Source organism: Paenibacillus sp. FSL E2-0201 (assembly GCF_037963325.1).
GTDB lineage: Bacteria > Bacillota > Bacilli > Paenibacillales > Paenibacillaceae > Paenibacillus_AQ.
Genome location: NZ_CP150154.1, coordinates 5,996,100 through 6,012,741 on the forward strand (window position 1 = coordinate 5,996,100; position 16,642 = coordinate 6,012,741).

General features: G+C 39.8%; 16 protein-coding genes. 2 read left to right on the plus strand and 14 right to left on the minus strand.

Translation table 11 applies throughout. From position 1 onward, the window contains the following. Positions 1-81: 81 nt before the first annotated feature. From NSU15_RS26980 to NSU15_RS27015, 8 genes are all read right to left on the minus strand, one after another. A complete protein-coding gene (locus tag NSU15_RS26980) occupies positions 82-318 on the minus strand; it encodes a glutaredoxin family protein (protein ID WP_076120967.1) in 237 nt (78 codons plus the stop codon). Between the two features lie 108 nt (positions 319-426). Next, a complete protein-coding gene (locus NSU15_RS26985) occupies positions 427-747 on the minus strand; it encodes a metal-sensitive transcriptional regulator (RefSeq protein WP_042131123.1) in 321 nt (106 codons plus the stop codon). A 74-nt stretch (positions 748-821) separates the two neighbouring features. Further along, positions 822-1,832, minus strand: coding sequence for a cation diffusion facilitator family transporter (locus NSU15_RS26990; protein ID WP_339288202.1), 1,011 nt, complete (start codon positions 1,830-1,832; stop codon positions 822-824). A gap of 238 nt (positions 1,833-2,070) precedes the next feature. Beyond that, complete coding sequence (deoD, locus tag NSU15_RS26995; protein ID WP_042131124.1) at positions 2,071-2,787, minus strand: purine-nucleoside phosphorylase; 717 nt, start codon at positions 2,785-2,787, stop codon at positions 2,071-2,073. Between the two features lie 114 nt (positions 2,788-2,901). Further along, positions 2,902-3,723: a methyl-accepting chemotaxis protein gene (locus tag NSU15_RS27000; RefSeq protein ID WP_042131125.1), complete on the minus strand. Its 822-nt coding sequence runs from the start codon at positions 3,721-3,723 to the stop codon at positions 2,902-2,904. A 221-nt stretch (positions 3,724-3,944) separates the two neighbouring features. Next, positions 3,945-5,474 (minus strand): alkyl hydroperoxide reductase subunit F, encoded by a 1,530-nt coding sequence (ahpF, locus tag NSU15_RS27005; RefSeq protein ID WP_283909160.1) that lies wholly within the window; start codon positions 5,472-5,474, stop codon positions 3,945-3,947. A 14-nt stretch (positions 5,475-5,488) separates the two neighbouring features. Then, entirely contained in the window at positions 5,489-6,052 is a 564-nt protein-coding gene (ahpC, locus tag NSU15_RS27010; protein WP_042131127.1) for an alkyl hydroperoxide reductase subunit C, read from the minus strand. 231 nt (positions 6,053-6,283) lie between these two features. Beyond that, positions 6,284-7,162, minus strand: a complete 879-nt coding sequence (locus NSU15_RS27015; protein ID WP_339291485.1) for an aminoglycoside phosphotransferase family protein — start codon at positions 7,160-7,162, stop codon at positions 6,284-6,286. 170 nt (positions 7,163-7,332) lie between these two features. Here NSU15_RS27015 and NSU15_RS27020 point away from each other — a divergent pair, with 170 nt between their 5' ends. Beyond that, entirely contained in the window at positions 7,333-7,926 is a 594-nt protein-coding gene (locus NSU15_RS27020; RefSeq protein ID WP_339288204.1) for a YdeI family protein, read from the plus strand. 82 nt (positions 7,927-8,008) lie between these two features. Here the strand turns inward: NSU15_RS27020 and NSU15_RS27025 are convergent, their stop codons facing one another. The 4 genes from NSU15_RS27025 to yidC all read right to left on the minus strand — a co-directional run bounded on the left by NSU15_RS27025 (position 8,009) and on the right by yidC (position 14,591). Beyond that, positions 8,009-11,566, minus strand: coding sequence for an alpha-amylase family glycosyl hydrolase (locus NSU15_RS27025; RefSeq protein ID WP_339288206.1), 3,558 nt, complete (start codon positions 11,564-11,566; stop codon positions 8,009-8,011). 745 nt (positions 11,567-12,311) lie between these two features. Further along, complete coding sequence (locus NSU15_RS27030; protein WP_076120971.1) at positions 12,312-12,716, minus strand: GNAT family N-acetyltransferase; 405 nt, start codon at positions 12,714-12,716, stop codon at positions 12,312-12,314. Positions 12,717-13,088: 372 nt separating this feature from the next. Further along, complete coding sequence (locus NSU15_RS27035) at positions 13,089-13,439, minus strand: DUF6678 family protein (protein WP_339288208.1); 351 nt, start codon at positions 13,437-13,439, stop codon at positions 13,089-13,091. 309 nt (positions 13,440-13,748) lie between these two features. Next, a complete protein-coding gene (gene yidC / locus NSU15_RS27040; RefSeq protein ID WP_339288210.1) occupies positions 13,749-14,591 on the minus strand; it encodes a membrane protein insertase YidC in 843 nt (280 codons plus the stop codon). Positions 14,592-14,614: 23 nt separating this feature from the next. On the opposite strand from yidC, the gene NSU15_RS27045 reads away from it, so the two are divergent. Continuing rightward, positions 14,615-14,764, plus strand: a complete 150-nt coding sequence (locus NSU15_RS27045) for a hypothetical protein (protein WP_170880363.1) — start codon at positions 14,615-14,617, stop codon at positions 14,762-14,764. Between the two features lie 438 nt (positions 14,765-15,202). Here the strand turns inward: NSU15_RS27045 and NSU15_RS27050 are convergent, their stop codons facing one another. Together NSU15_RS27050 and NSU15_RS27055 are read right to left on the minus strand one after the other, a co-directional pair. Further along, positions 15,203-15,691 (minus strand): DUF2199 domain-containing protein, encoded by a 489-nt coding sequence (locus NSU15_RS27050; RefSeq protein ID WP_076120972.1) that lies wholly within the window; start codon positions 15,689-15,691, stop codon positions 15,203-15,205. Positions 15,692-15,906: 215 nt separating this feature from the next. Continuing rightward, positions 15,907-16,575, minus strand: coding sequence for a Type 1 glutamine amidotransferase-like domain-containing protein (locus NSU15_RS27055; RefSeq protein ID WP_076300934.1), 669 nt, complete (start codon positions 16,573-16,575; stop codon positions 15,907-15,909). Positions 16,576-16,642 lie beyond the last annotated feature (67 nt).

Consider the following 16,642-nt stretch of genomic DNA (forward strand, 5'->3'; position numbering starts at 1 on the left):
TACTCTATATATACCCAATCTTGAGCTAACTTATCATGCTCTGAGAAATTGCCGGATGATGATTATATAAAGTCCTGAGCCTTAGACAAGAAGCTGCTTCTCAATTTCTTGACGATTGAACACAAATCCGAAGAATACCTGATTGTTAATGAAAATGGTAGGAACCAGCCTTTTTCCTGTTCGATTAAATAGTGTATCTGCGTGCTCAGGATGATCTGCAATATTAAATTCAGTAAATGGAATACGATGCTCACTTAAGAACTTTTTAAAACTTCTGCAATCCTCACAGGTCGGTGTTGTAAATACCTCTACATTCATATGGATCTCCTTCCTTCAGTATATTTTCTAATATTGTTAGTATACCCCCCTATACTATATTTGAATCTAACAAAAAAGGATTCACCAACGAATCCTTTCTATTATCCATTATTTAATTAATTTATTGATGGTAATTAATAACTCGTCTAACACTTCATTTTCACCATCTTGGATTCGTTCCACGACACAGCTCTTCATATGATGTTCTAACAAAAGCTTTCCTACGCCGTTCAAAGCAGATTGGACCGAAGAGATTTGATGCAGCACATCATCACAATAGGTGTCCTTTTCAATCAATCCTTTTAGCCCTCTTACTTGTCCTTCAATTCTATTGAGACGGCTAACCAGGTTCTTTTTAGTCTTCTCAGAGTGATGACTTTTTCGTTCACCCGTGCTACATGATTCGTGCTCATGCGTATGATCTTCCATGCACCAATCACTCCTTTCCATATAGTTTTATTATACTATAGCCCTCCTATTCTATTCAAAATATAAAATACCGTTTAGACTTTCATCACTTCATGGAATATCACCGATGTCTCAATTTGAATAGTAGTATGCTGGATTTTGAAGCGTTCCGCTATTAACTGAATAGCTTGCTGTAAAATACGTTGATCATCCTCCTGATCATTAATTAAGAGATGACAGCTTAGTGAATCAAGGCCGGAGGTAATCGTCCAAATATGAAGATCATGAACATTTATAACGCCTTCGATATTTTCTAGAACTGCCTTCACCTCAGATGGATTCACTGTAATCGGAGTACCTTCCATAAGAACATGAACGGTATGTTTGATGATTCCCCAAGCGCCTCTAAGAATTAACAGAGCAACTAGTACGCTTATAATCGGGTCGGCAATATACCAACCGAAAATCATCATGACTAAACCTGCGATAATAGCCCCTACGGAGCCTAATGCATCGCCAAGCACATGAAGATAAGCACTGCGAAGGTTAATGTTATTCTTTACATCCCCTTTTCTCATAAGAGACCAAGCACTAGCAACATTGGCTAAAAGACCTATACATGCGATCAGCATCATAGAACCACTTGCAACCGTAGGCGGCTCGAAGAATCGGCCATAAGCTTCCACGATGATAAAACCAGCAACTACAAATAAGGTGACCCCATTCAATAGTGCCGCTAGAATTTCAAACCGATGAAATCCATATGTTTTATTAGGAGAGGCAGGTTTAGTTGCAAACCAGACCGCTACTAAGCTTAATGCTAAGGAGCTTGCATCGTTTAGCATATGCCCACTGTCCGATAGCAGCGCTAAGCTGTTAGTGACCAGTCCGCCAAAAAACTCCAAAAACATAATTCCTACTGTAATTATTAATGCAATCATTAGTCCTTTTTTGTTTCCGCTAGGATCAAAATGATGATGACCGTGAGGTCCATGGGAATGATCGTGTCCTGCATGGGAATGATTGTGATCGCTGTGATCGTGATCGGAGTGTTGCCCGTCTACATGCTCAATCTGATGATTGTGATTATTCTTCTTGTTCTTCATGATTTACCTCCTATTTACCTTCAGCAAAATATTATTTGTATGCGCGCGCAGTGGTATTCAAAAGCTCCAGATCATAATAACATATGAACAAGTGCTCATATGTTATTATGATCTGGATTTTTCTTCTTGTCAATAATTAACCTAAGGGGTATAGTCTCTTAAATCTTGAAAACGCAAAAAAACATCTCTATACAATTTCTGTATAAAGATGTTTTAGTTTATCTTTCACTTCTTAATCTTAAAGGGAAATCGCTGCTTCTAATGCAACTTCCATCATGCTGTTGAAAGAATTTTGTCTTTCTTCTGCCGTGGTTACTGCATGGGTAACTAATGAATCCGAAATGGTAAGAATACATGCTGCTTGTTTACCTAATACTTTCGCATTATGGAACAGTGCATAGCTCTCCATTTCTACACATACACAACCATGCTCATTGTAAAATTCATTGTGGCCTGGCACGTTGTCTTCATGATAGAACACATCGCTGGAATGAATTCTTGCAGTCAAAAGTGGCTTATTAATGCGTTTTGCTGCTGCTTCAATGATCTCATTCAATTCTTTACTTGGCAGTTGCACGTCTCCTTCTACACCACTTTGCACATAGGCGTATGTAGATTCACTCCAAGCACTATCCGCCAGCACTACGTCAAATAAGTTCAATTTATCTGTGTAGGCACCTGCACTACCGATGCGGATGATGTTCTCCACACCATAGTTTTTGTATAGTTCATAAGAATAAATACCGATACTTGGCATTCCCATTCCCGAACCCATTACTGACACTTCTTTTCCTTTGTAAGTACCTGTATATCCAAACATATTCCGTACCGTATTAAATTGGGTTGGGTTCTCCAAATAGGTTTCTGCGATATACTTCGCTCTTAACGGATCTCCTGGCATTAATACTGTTTTGGCGATTTCACCATTCTGTGCTGCATTGTGCGGTGTTGACATGATTTATTCCTCCTAAGTTTGTTACTCCACTACTATCTTACTATACCATCCATGAATTTAAATATACGTTTAAAATATTCTTTTGTTTCAACAAAAAAAGAACTGATTCTCTTACTACAATTTATTCGCAAACTCGTTAAGCTTTTGGGACATCATTTTTATTTCCTCAATAAATGCAGAAGTATGCTGAACAGATGCCGCCTGTTCTTGTCCGATCGCAGCTATCTTCTCTATCGAGTTAGCCATTTGGTTCGTAATCCCCTTAATCTGTAGCATGGTTTCATTTATATTTTGTGTTGAGGAAACGGTTTCCCGTGAAAATTTTCGAATTTCCTTGGCTACGACTTCAAATCCTCTTCCCTTCTCACCTGCATGCGCCGCTTCAATGGCTGCATTTAGCCCGAGTAAATTCGTTTGGTCAGCAACCTTTTTAATAATCGATAGGACCTCTGTAGTATTCTCCACATCTCTTCCAGCTTGCTGGGATTGTATAAGTAGTTGCTGAGTGTACTCCGCAAGTGAACTTGCGCCATATGAAATATTATCAATTTGCTCATTGGCTTGGGTTAGTGATTCTGAGATCTGTTCTACAATAGCTTTTAATTCACTTTGTCTGCGAATCTGAACTGCAATCCCGCCAATGACTTGACCCGTTTGATCGTGAAGAGGTGTCGCAGTACCCGTAAACTCGAATCCATAGAAGTTGGCCGGCACATCGGACTTCAAAGCTTGATTATCTCGCATAGCTAAGTAAAGTGGTTCTTCTTTGTTTAACAGTTGACCTTCATTAATGTTTAAATCAATGGTGTCGCCAGGAAAATAAGCAACAAACCTTTCCAGATCACAGATGGCTATGGATAAATCAGCCGGAATAGATAATTTAATAATAGGTATAAACGAGATAAATTTGTTTAAGGATTCAATGTTGTTAATCACAAAAATCTAGTCTCCATTCCAGCAAAAAGAATTTTCTAATCATGCTAAATTCTAAATTTTGCTTAGTTCATATTTGAAATATGTATTCGAGGAATCCTCATAAAATCCTCCAAAAAAGTTTACAAATCCCCTTTTTTCTCATACAACATACGGATAACATAACAAAAGCCCCCACTTTGAAGTGAGGGCTTTTGATTTCTTGCTTTTATTAACAGTATCGATTAGTTACGGATCAGATAATCAAATGCACCTAAAGCTGCTGTTGCACCTGATCCCATCGAAATGATGATTTGTTTATAAGCACTATTAGTGCAATCGCCAGCAGCAAATACTCCTGGGACATTTGTGGCACCATGGCTATCTACAACGATCTCGCCAACGCGAGTACGTTCAACCATGTCACCTAACCAATCTGTGTTCGGAACCAAACCGATCTGTACAAACACACCCTGTAATTCAATATGGTGAGTTTCTTCTGTCGCACGATCGATATAAGAAATACCATCTACCTTATCCGTTCCAGTAATTTCTTTCGTTTGCACGTTCTTAAGCACAGTAACGTTAGGTAGGCTGTAGAGACGATCTTGCAGTACAGCATCCGCTTTGAGCTCTGGAGCAAACTCCAGAACCGTTACATGCTTCACTATACCCGCAAGGTCAATCGCTGCTTCAATCCCTGAATTACCGCCGCCGACAACGGCAACATCTTTGCCTGCAAATAAAGGACCGTCACAGTGTGGGCAGTAGGCTACGCCTTTATTCTTGAATTCAGCTTCACCAGGCACACCCATATTGCGCCAACGAGCACCTGTCGACAGGATGACCGTCTTACTCTTTAGAACAGCACCGTTCTCGAGCTCAACTTCAATTAAATCATTCTTATCTAAACGTGTGGCACGTTGTAACTTCATCACATCAATACCGTACTCTTTCACTTGCTCTTCGAGTTTAGCCACTAGCTGAGGACCTTCAATGTAATTAACACTGATAAAGTTCTCAATGCCAAGGGTATCGTTGACCTGACCGCCTAAGCGTTCAGCGACAATCCCTGTGCGAATCCCTTTACGTGCCGCATAAATTGCTGCACTTGCACCTGCTGGGCCACCGCCAACAACAAGTACATCATAAGGAGCTTTGTTGTCAAACTCTGATGCATCCACAGTACTACCCATTTTAGCCAGAATTTCTTCAACCGTCATACGACCGCTTTCGAAAAATTCACCGTTAAGGTAAACGCTTGGAACAGACATAATTTCTTTGCGTTCTACCTCTTCTTTGAACACTCCGCCGTCAATCATAGTATGGGTAATGCCAGGATTGAAGATACTCATTAGGTTCAGTGCTTGTACAACATCAGGGCAATTATGACAGCTTAGGCTGACATAAGTTTCAAACTTATATTCGCCACTAATGCTCTTGATCTGATCAATAACACTTTGCTCAACCTTAGGTGCTCTTCCGCTAACTTGCAATAGAGCCAACACTAATGAAGTAAACTCATGTCCTAGCGGAGTTCCAGCAAAGGTAACGCCTGTATCTTCACCCACACGATTTACGCTAAAGCTTGGGGTTCTAGGCAGTTCGGTTTTTTCTACCGTGATCCTAGCTGACATTTTGGCAATTTCATCAACCAGCGCTTCCATCTCTTGAGATGCTTCGTCAGAGCCTGCACTGATTTTCAGTACTACGTCGCCTTCCAAGAGTTCTAGGTATTGAGCTAGTTGAGCTTTGATTTCTTGATCTAATTTCATTTAGCTTTCGCTCCTTAAATCTTACCTACAAGATCGAGACTTGGTTTAAGCGTTTCTGCACCTTCGGACCATTTTGCTGGGCAAACTTCACCTGGATGATTGCGTACATATTGTGCTGCTTTGATTTTGTTAACAAGTGCACTAGCATCGCGACCAATACCACCAGCGTTAATTTCAACGGTTTGGATAATACCGTCTGGATCAATGATGAATGTACCACGATCAGCAAGACCGTCAGCTTCGATCAGAACATCAAAGTTGCGGGAAATCACATGAGAAGGATCGCCGATCATAATGTATTTTACCTTGCCGATGGCTGCAGAGCTTTCATGCCATGCTTTATGTGTAAAGTGAGTATCTGTGGAAACGGAATATACTTCAACACCCAGTTGTTTCAGGGTTTCATATTGGTTCTGCAGATCTTCAAGTTCAGTTGGGCATACGAATGTAAAGTCAGCTGGGTAGAAGCAAACTACACTCCATTTACCTTTAAAGTTTTCTTCTGTAACATCGATGAATTTCCCATCTTGAAATGCGCTTGCTTTAAATGGTAGGACTTCTGTTCCGATAAGTGACATATTATTTAAATCTCCTTTAAGTTTTATTTTTTTTGTGGATACAATATTCAAATCTGCAAACATCACATATCTGAATACTATTTGTAATTATTATAATTAACCAAATTAAGGCCTGTCAAGTTATTTATAATAATTCTAATATGATAATCGTTGTCAGTCGCTAAATGTTCATAAATTATCATACTTATGAACTAGTATGGGCTAGTTTAGACGTTTTATGTAGGGCAATTTCTACAATTCGAAGTCATCTGCTATGAGATTAATTATTTTTAAGGATTCCCTCGCTACCTTTGGGTTAAAATATCGATTTCCATTATATGTGATTAAAGCTTTCCATAAAGCCCATCCTCTTGCTCTATTCCAAGTCTCTTCATCCATCTGTAATACATCCTTAAATACCTTTCTGCTATCCTCATCAAAAAAGGTCCATGCCATTGCCGCATCACAAGCAGGATCGCCTACACCCAAGATTCCGAAATCAATGACTGCACACAGCTTTCCATCTTTGACTAGTAAATTCCCTGGCGCAATATCTCCATGAACCCAAACCGGCTTGGAATTCCATTTAGAAGCTAATGCCAGTTCCCAGATTCCTCTCAATAGCTTCTCATTAAAAATATCTTTATTATGCTCAATCGCATGTCTAGACTCTTCATCATATACAGCTAAAGCTCCACCTCTATAGAAATTATGCTCTCCTGCTAAAGGTCCTCCACTAGCATCAATAGATTGTAACTCTATTAAGAATGCTCCCAAATCTCTTGCAAACTGATTAAGATTATTAATATTTTGGTACGTTAATGTTTCACCCTCTACCCACTTATTGATAGACCACGGCAATGGATATTCTTCGTTAGGCTTCCCTTTGGCTAATGGTATTTGAATAGGTAACGTGAGTTCTTTACTTAATATGGGCAACCATAGTTGCTCTTTCTCTACTTGTGGAGCATAAGCTGCTGCACTTGGTAACCTCACGCTCATATGCTCGCCTAAATGAAACGTTCGATTATCATTCCCACTGAATTTTACTGGTCTAATCTCTAAATCGGACCACGCGGGAAATTGTTCATTAATTAATCTTGCAACTAAATCGACGGTAATTGTATTCATAAATACCTCGCTAACATAAGTTTTACTAGCCATTTCCATATGAGACATCTAATATTATGTTAGCTATACTAGTGTCTGTATGCAAACTATGCAATTAGATCAACCGCAAAAGGGACAAGCTAAGCAAATAGAAAGCTTTATATAATTACGAGGAAGAAGGGTGTTCCTTAATGACAAATAGCAGAACCAACGCTAAGGTGGACGGATTCTTAAGAAAAGTAAAACAGTGGCAGGAAGAATACGAGACGTTGAGAAATATCATTCTTGACTGTGAGTTGACCGAAGACTTTAAATGGATGCATCCTTGTTACACGTTTGAGAACAAAAACATAGTCTTAATCCATGGATTTAAAGAATATATTGCACTGCTGTTTCATAAAGGTGTCTTATTAAAGGATACCCATGGGATTCTGATTCAACAAACGGAGAATGTACAAGCAGCACGCCAGATCCGGTTCACCAATGTTCAAGAGATCCTTGAAAAAGAAAGCATCATAAAAGACTATATTTATGAAGCCATCGAAATTGAAAAAGCTGGTTTGGAAGTAGAATTTAAAAAGAATACTGATTTCATCATTCCTGATGAATTTCAAACTAAACTCGATGAACAACCTGCCTTGAAAAATGCTTTTGAAGCCTTGACGCCCGGGCGGCAAAGAGCATACCTTCATCATTTTTCGGAACCCAAGCAATCCAAAACCCGTGTGTCTAGGGTTGAGAAATGGATTCCGCAAATTCTGGATGGTAAAGGATTAAATGATTAAGTTGTATATGAAGAAGCAACCTTAGATCGGTGAATAATCCGAACTGAGGTTGCTTCTTCTCTTTTTACTAAAAGACTTTATTCTACTTCAGGTAGGTTCCGGTTACTCCAATTCCACCGCTACCGTTCAATACATACACTCTCGCATTTCCTTTTCCGGAGCATACCAGAGTGATTGTGCCGTTAGTAACGTTTTTGGTATCGCCAGTCACCGCATCCACGTAAGTTCCGTTCGGTATTCCGGTAAATGTCGCATTTCCTGAGATCGTAACTAACGCAAAGCTATCAATACCTTTCGCGCTGTCGGTATATCTTCTTTTAAACGCCAAATCACCGGATACATTTTCTGTGGAATACTGGCCTTTTTGCAAGGCTGGAACAGCTCTTCTGATTAAATTGAGTTGTCTGATATGTTTTGCCAAAGGATAGTTCAATGAATCGGCAAGTGTACCAGTAGCATTTGTATACTTACCGTAGTCCTGTACCGTAACGCTACCCTCAATATGATCTCCAAAGTAAGCACGCCCTGTTGAGCTTAGGGGTGCATTTGGACCTACATCGATGACTGATCCTTTTTTAAACTCGATTTCAGAACCATAATAGATCGCAGGTATTCCCCGGAAGGTGAACATCAGCGAGAGATTCTCAGCCCAAGTGTCTTGAGTCCCTGCAAATCGTTGATTCTCAGGGGCTTGGTCAGGTGCATAGTCATGAGAGTCAACATAAGTTACATTCCAAGTAGCATCGTTATAGTACTGATCACCGCTCTTCATACTGAATGCTTCCTGTGCAGTCTTGAATGCCCAATGCATTGGGAAATCAATAACATCCATACCCGATTTCATCGAATAGTCAGGTGCATGATAATTATTGCCTATTAAAAAAGCATTATTTGAGGTTGGTTGCCCCGCTGTAGTAGAGTTATCTGCCCACTCTTGTTCTACTGACAGCTTGTTGGAAGCGTAGTCATTTTGTCCGTCACCCGGATAGGCTTTCGAGCTTTTCCAAGTATAGAATGGAGTCGATATTGCCGGAATTCCACTATTCCATACATCTCTGTACCGAGTAGCCACTTCACCAAAGACAAAGAAGTTTGAGCCCCCTCTTGTTTTCCAGGCAGGAACAAAGTATTTGTTAAAAATATACCGGCTCACATGCTTCACAGTATCGACCCGGAAAGCATCAACACCCATATCAATATACTGATTATAGCTGTCAATTAGATACTGATTCACTACAGGATTTTCCGTGTTCAAGTCCACAGCGTCTCCTGCAATCTGTCCTGTCTGTACGGTGTAAGATTCCCAGGAAAGACTTTTTTCAGTATGATACATGTTATTGTTGGTTTCCGCATTTTTCATGATTGCGAGTCTGGCCTGATATTGCTGATCAGGGGTCATCGTATCATAGTTAGCTGGCAGTTTATCCGTAATTTTGATCATGTTATTCACAGTGTCCGCTGCAGCCGGATCTTTTTTGAACATAGGCAACAGATTCTCTTCCCCAAAATTACCGGTATGATTTACAACAACATCCTGAATTACCTTTATCCCTTTGGCATGAGCTGCATTAATTAATTCCTGATATGAAGCTCCTGCTGACTCATACCTTGGATCTACTTTGGAAAAATTAATCGCATGATAGCCATGATAATCATACCCGCTGGCATTCTGCACAACTGGGGTAATCCAAATAGCACTGAATCCGAGCGCTTTAATGTAGTCGAGCTTTTGAATCAGTCCTTTAAAGTCACCTCTCCAAGCTGGGTCTGAATCCGGATTGCCTGCCTTGGCATCCTCCCATGAATGCACGTTATTACTCGGATCACCATCATAGAATCGTGAAGTAATCACGAAATATATGGTGTCTTCACGGAAATCGCCTTTATTTCCAATCGTATAGACAAAGCTCTGTTTCGTTTCATTTCCGGCACCGTCGACCACCAGGAATTTCAGTGTCGTCGTCTTATTAATAAGAATGGACGGTCCTGCCAGAGCAGTTAAAGCATTGCCAGAGATATAGAGATTTGAACTAGTAGTTGGTTCCGTACCATTATCTGTGTAATATGCTGTGGTCGTTGCTGCTTTGTTATCTTTTATATTAAAAGAGACGGTAACCGCAGAGCTTGAATTCCCAACAGGTAGATTAGCTGTTATGGTTGGGGCTTGCAGGTCGAGATTTAGGTCAATGACATAAGCAAAAGTGCCTACACTGCCTGCTTGACCTAAGGAGTTAACACCAAAAGCCTTAATAGTTGTAGTAGAGGCTACTTGAATTGGTGTCGTGTATAAGGTAGAAGCTGTCGTAGGGGTCGACCCGTCTGTCGTATAGTAAATTTTATCGCCAGTATTGATACTGGAGAGCTTCACAGTTTGAGCAGAATCATATGTTTTCGGCGTAGGAGAGACTGAAATCACAGGAATCTTCGGAATTTCCGGATTAGCGTCATACCATACGTTATCTGAAGAATACCAGCCCTCTTTTACACTGCGGGACAAGTCAGCAGTCTGTTTGCCGTTGCCATCATTGAAGATAAGGCTTGTGCCAGTAGCGTTGGAAATAGTATAGCTGTACCAGTCATTTCCGTCCGATTTCATCAGAATTCCCGGCCAAGCCCCGCTTGTTGGAACCGTTGACGGACTCAGATTCCAGTAATGAATTCGGATCGTTGAACTCCAATTTGCTGGTTTCTTAAAATGAACCGTTAAGCCAGCCGTAGTTGGCGTTGGGGTTGGCGTCACAGTTGGGGTCGGCGTTGGTGTAGGAGTTGCAGTTGGTGTTACGGTCGGCGTTGGCGTTGGTGTAGGAGTTGGTGTTACGGTCGGTGTTGGTGTTGGTGTTGGTGTTGGTGTTGGTGTTGGTGTTGGTGTTGGTGTTGGTGTTGGTGTTGGTGTTGGTGTTGCGGTAGATGTTGGTGTTGGTGCGTTTGAGAGAGTTACATAGTCAATATTTATATTCCCAGTATCATCCGAGTCATATTTGTAAGCGATCGTATTATTGCCTGCTTGTAAGGAGAGCGTTTCTGTTTGGTCCCCCCATTCATCCCAGTTTGCCAAGTTCGCTAAAGTGGTCTGCTTTACCTTTACTCCATTCACATAAATAGAAACTTTCTTGGCACTGCCCGTCGCATTGGCATAGTGGAGCGTTGCGTTATAGTCACCTGCAGCAGAAGACTGAACGTTAAAGGTGGTTGTTGCTCCTGTAGTTGTGTATCCATCAACAAAACCGGTGCCAGTATATCCGGTGTGATTCGTATTTATTTTTGCGCCACCTGACAAGGCTGCGCTCTCAGCTTCGTATTTACCAGCAACCGGAATAACAACCGTCCAGTTCTTCCCTCCGTTGCTGTCCCAACTATCCGTTGGGGCTGTGATGTGATAACAATATATAAGTGTGGCGCCCTCCTGAACATTGAGGTTGGCCGTAAATGTGGTCCCATTTTTAGTCATGACCGTGTCGGTAATATTCGTCCAGTTATTCGTGGTCCAATGTAGTGTTACAGCAGATGCTGTGGAGTTCGTATAAGAGACTGTATAATCAGTGTTGCTGGCTGAAGCCCCGCCGGATAAACCGAATAAACTAAAAATAAGCGAAAAAATGATCAACCAAGAAACAAACCGCCTAGATTGTTTACGTACCAAATAAATAACCTCCTCATTAATTTTTAAGTGCAAAATCCGTTGTGCAAACGTTTGCAAAAATGAGAAAAAAAGAAACAATCTAACTTATACAATCTCCTCCTTCTAAGAAAACATGGAAAAACCTCATTGTATGCGTTTACATATAGGACTGTTGAGAAATCCTCAGGTTACAGATAGCTCTATATCTAATGAATTTTCCCTGTTTATGATTATAGGCTCCAACCTTTTCCGGGTCAATGCATCTTTTAGGCTAAAAATATATAAATTTAGTGGTCTAATTTCAAAAGTTCAATCGTTTTCATTCATCAGTTGTTCAAGGCATTTTAAAAATTTTAAACTACCGCTATTTATAGAACTATAGTTTCCCGTTTGTTGAACGAATGATTATCAAGACTTGGGTGACAACTTCTTCGTACTTACCCAGTACTTCCGAAATCAGTTCTCGGGATCATGTACTTTATTCACCCATCCGTGTTTTCAATGGTTCTAAAACTTCCGTTAATGATACGGAAGACCCTCCCTTCTTCGCAATACTGTTTAAGACTGTACAAAAAAATAGCCCAGTTATAATTACATACGCGATAAAATGAGGTCACTTCCACCCATTTCATCTGACGAAGAATGATTGACCGTTGAAGCTGGAACATTCACGGTCTGTAAGTGCTCGATATTTGCCATATTGCTCATCCCTTTTTATAAGGATTTAATTTATGTAATTATTTGTATACAAAAATTATACCATCAATCATATCAACTCTGAGATAAACATTGGTGTAGCTCCATCCTCTGTATTAAAGCCAAATTTATTATAGAAATCCACTGCATGAGGATAAGAAATTAATACTTTTGTTTTACACCCTTTATATCTATCAAGCATTATATTCATCATTTTCTTACCTATACCGATACTCTGATAACTCGGATTAATAAGCATATAATGAAAATATACCGTTAAAACACCATCTGACAAAGCATTTATTAAACCGACAAGCTTTCCTCCTTCCCAAGCGGTAACAATTGAATGAGACCCTCCGATTGCTTGTAAAAGCTCGTTTGGATACTTGCCAGACTCCCATTCTACCGAAAGAAATAACTCTTGGAGTGCATCCTTAGTGATATCCTCTTTGCTTGAAGCGTAATAAATGCTCACTCTATACCTTCCTTTCATAAAACTAACTACGGCACAACATCTGTTTTAAACTCCCATTTGTCGATGGATTTGCAATCCTTAAGAAGCCATAAAATAATACCGACATAGCAATTTCGGATTTATCAAAGTGAATAATTACTTTATTTACCTCAATATACTCTTAAAAATATGTATAGATAATGGATTAACTGAAGTGTAATTTGTATTTATTTACATTAGAGAATTCTTGAGAATACTTCTTTTACCTAAGCATACTAATCCTAAGAGGTTTATAGCGTTAATCTGCCCGTTAGTTGAATAAAGGCAGCTGATGACGTTGACTGACGGCTGCCTAATCGTATTTGAGCTAACGCTACCCGTTGGTGTAATTATTCAAATATAACCAATGAATTCATTAGTTTTGTTATATCCATAAATTATGATGGAGTCGGTAGTTACTTCACCTGGAACATGTATTTTTTTCAGGAATTGAATTAAATCAGTTTTTATCAAGTCATCTTCAGCATGAATTTCTAACCACTCAATAAATTTGTAGCCACCATCTGAAAAATGGTAATACCAATCTCCATCCCAAAGGCTGATATAGCCAGTATCAATGTCTTTAGTTCTCCATTTGGTTGGAAAGGCATAGTTGAGCATTGCTTGTCTTATTTCTTCCCATTTTGTGTTGTTCATTAAAGGTTTTAGTTCATTTGAATCCATATATTCACCTTTTTCTCCCATCAGTACTGCAAGTGTTTATTCCAGCTTATCATTTTCTCTTGTACAAAGCTGCCGATTCAAGTCGGCAGCTTCGTTCTGATGTTATTGAGCTATAGTTTCCCATTAGCTTAATCGTTATTTATGATACGGTTCTCTGCGCTGTCTGTAACGGTAAGTTTTAGGGCCATCCTTTTGTGGGATGGCCCTTTCACTTTTCTCATTATGTTGAACTATGTTCCCCGTTAACGAGCCGCCAACATAAAAACAGAGCATCCGAGGTCGCGCCTCAGATGCCTTGTATTTAGTATTGTTTTATGACCTGGTTCAATTTTATAAATCTTCTACACCGGTGGGTAAGTTTTTACTCGCTACATTTGGCTTCGTGTACATTTTATTGAGTATGATCGTTTGCACGATAATGAATATACCGCCAACTGCCCAATATAATGGTAACGCGGCGGGCATCTGAAAAGAAAATACACCCATCATAATTGGTGACAACAATCCGATGAAAGCCATTTGGTTATTTTGATTTTGCTGATACTGCGCTGAAACGGATTGAGACACGCGGAACTGAATGTAATACACCGCAGCGGCAATAAGCGGCAAAATCATATCTGTTTTCCCCAAGCTAAACCACAGAAAATCGTCCGCTGCAATCTCTGGGGTACGACGAATGGCGTAGTAAAATGCGAGGGTGATCGGCCATTGGAGAAGCATCGGTAAACACCCCATATTTAAGGGATTAAATTGATGCTTCTGGTAGAGCTGCATCATCTCGACTTGCTGTTGTTTTTTTGCATCCGCACTGACGTCGTTCTTATACTTCTCCTTAAGTGCAGTTAACTCCGGCTGGAGGACGGCCATCTTTTCTTTCATGTCCATTTGTTTCTTGGTTTGATTCATCATGAGCGGCATGATCGCGAGTCTGATGATGAAAGTCATCAGCACGATCGATAATCCGTAGTTTCCGTGAAATGCATTCGCAAAGAATTTGATCAAGATCGAAAATGGATAAATAAAAAAGTGGTTAAATACCCCTGCTGAATCGGCATTAATCGAGTTTGAATGAGATGCTGTCGAACACCCGCTGAGCACAATGATCGGAATAACTCCAATCAACATGACGAGAATGGGCTTGGCCCATTTTTGAAACAACAAAATCTTTTTCATCGTTGTCCTCCCTAATTGAAAGTATGGAATATCAATGTGGGGAAGGACTATGGTCTTCTTCATTAGGTGCTTCTCTTCGTCTGGCAGTACGTACTATCCACCGCAGAATGCTGCTCGGTTGTGACAGTCTGACAGCCACAAACCAAGTTAAACCGGCTGGAGCAATTTCGTAACCCCAGTGAATCTCTTGTGTAGAAAAAAAGGTGAATGGAATTGACACTAAGGAATAGATGAGAGCGATCGAGAACGCCAATTGAACCAAGTCATAAAAATGCTCCAGTCAAGTTCACCTCTGTATGAGCAGTATTGGAAAAAATTTGAATAATGATTATACGTTTAAGAAAACTGTGTGGTTTCACTAACCTGCCCGTTAGTTGAACAAATAAAAAAAAGGCTGCCGAAGCAACCGCTATTCCACTAATGTGCCCCGCTAGCTTAATCGACATTACGCACCGAGTCCAATGGATTTAGCCTTGCGGGGTTATCTGCTGATTACGCCTCACCGAAAACCGCTTAGTAGACCAAGGAGAGCAGTGACGCGGCGTAGATACGATTTTATAAGCTGTCGGCACGGCAGCTTTTTCGACCATACTTTCTTTCAAATTCTTCTCTTACAGACTATGATTTATTAAATGAGCAATTTCTTTAACTCTCCCCATTGTAATTCCTTCTCTTTGTTCAACTGCAAGTGGATGATTCGTTTGTTCTAATTCTATTAACGGAACAGCACCAACTTCTTGTGTATGTACCATTGTCTTTAACGATAATGTGGTTATTGGATATATTGAAAGTTCAGTCGATAACCAACCAAAATAAGGTTTTTCAGTTTCCCTTCCCTCTACGTGCAGTAATTCATTAGATTTCAAAAAGTTCTCTTCACTAAGAGAAACCCAAACACTCCATATAAATTTCTCTTTACTATCAATTATTGGTATTTCAATATGTCCTCTAATAAAGAAATGCTGTTCATCAATTACACAAAAATCTCTAATTAATTCTGTTCTTTTCTCTTCTGGTACAGTGTGAAAATAATAGGGTGCTTCACTTCCGTAACATAAAGGAAGTTCATTTAATTCGTTGTTACAGTGAGGGCATTTCATGTTTTCTGCTCCTTATAGTTTCTCGCTGATTTCTTATAGCGTCTTATTCGCGAAATTACTGAGTTATCCTGCCCCTTACTTCAATAAAATGGGCAGCTAGCATCTGCCGGACATAGAAAGACCGCCATTGAAGGCGGTCTAAAAAATTTATCATTTTTGCCCAACAATAAGTCCTGGGGATTTTAAAAACCTGAGATGATTCGCTGTAAGCCTAATTAGAGCGTCTCAACCAATTTCTGAATCTTTGAGTGGGAAATTAAATATACAGGACCCATTATTTCTATTTTTCCGTCCTTTACACGCATTGCACTCTCCTGTTCTGCCGCATAAACATCAATCTCTTCAGACAAGGGGAACAGGTAACCTTGAACAAACGTAGCGTAGTCGCGTTTAGAATGAGATTCATAGGCAAAATGATCAAAGCCAATACCATCATAAATAGTACTTGTTTCAACTTCATTGCCAGTGTTTTTCAAGCATAACCATTTTGCAGCCATGTTTATCGCACCGGCGCTGGCACCCATTATAACGGCATTGCTGTTCTTAATAACATTTGATAATTCATAATCGGCCAAAAAATCATTTTGCAAAACAGGATCTCCACCGCATAAAAAAATGACAGAAGCGTTGTGAATTAATCGCTGAGCATCTTCCTTCTGCATGCGGTAATCAATGAAATGATATTCATCAAAAATAATGTTAGCCTGATTTAACCATGTACATTCAGAAACATCATCAATGTTAATTTGCTCACCTGTATAACCAGACGGTTCAGCGCTAATCATAACAAGCGATTTTCTGTCTTGTATATCCTCATGCAAACAATGGACCAGCTTCTCTGGAAAAAAATTATTAAACCAACTGAGATAGTAGTGAGTACTCAAACTTAATTACCTCCATATGTATTTTTACAATTATAAAATGGAGTTACATATTAGTTATCTAATACGT

Bases quoted from the DNA above. Each gene is read 5' to 3' on its own strand.
- NSU15_RS26980 (WP_076120967.1), bottom strand. From the start codon at position 318: ATGAATGTAGAGGTATTTACAACACCGACCTGTGAGGATTGCAGAAGT.
- NSU15_RS26985 (WP_042131123.1), bottom strand. From the start codon at position 747: ATGGAAGATCATACGCATGAGCACGAATCATGTAGCACGGGTGAACGA.
- NSU15_RS26990 (WP_339288202.1), bottom strand. From the start codon at position 1,832: ATGAAGAACAAGAAGAATAATCACAATCATCAGATTGAGCATGTAGAC.
- deoD (WP_042131124.1), bottom strand. From the start codon at position 2,787: ATGTCAACACCGCACAATGCAGCACAGAATGGTGAAATCGCCAAAACA.
- ahpF (WP_283909160.1), bottom strand. From the start codon at position 5,474: ATGAAATTAGATCAAGAAATCAAAGCTCAACTAGCTCAATACCTAGAA.
- ahpC (WP_042131127.1), bottom strand. From the start codon at position 6,052: ATGTCACTTATCGGAACAGAAGTCCTACCATTTAAAGCAAGCGCATTT.
- NSU15_RS27015 (WP_339291485.1), bottom strand. From the start codon at position 7,162: ATGAATACAATTACCGTCGATTTAGTTGCAAGATTAATTAATGAACAA.
- NSU15_RS27020 (WP_339288204.1), top strand. From the start codon at position 7,333: ATGACAAATAGCAGAACCAACGCTAAGGTGGACGGATTCTTAAGAAAA.
- NSU15_RS27035 (WP_339288208.1), bottom strand. From the start codon at position 13,439: ATGGGAGAAAAAGGTGAATATATGGATTCAAATGAACTAAAACCTTTA.
- yidC (WP_339288210.1), bottom strand. From the start codon at position 14,591: ATGAAAAAGATTTTGTTGTTTCAAAAATGGGCCAAGCCCATTCTCGTC.
- NSU15_RS27045 (WP_170880363.1), top strand. From the start codon at position 14,615: ATGGAATATCAATGTGGGGAAGGACTATGGTCTTCTTCATTAGGTGCT.
- NSU15_RS27050 (WP_076120972.1), bottom strand. From the start codon at position 15,691: ATGAAATGCCCTCACTGTAACAACGAATTAAATGAACTTCCTTTATGT.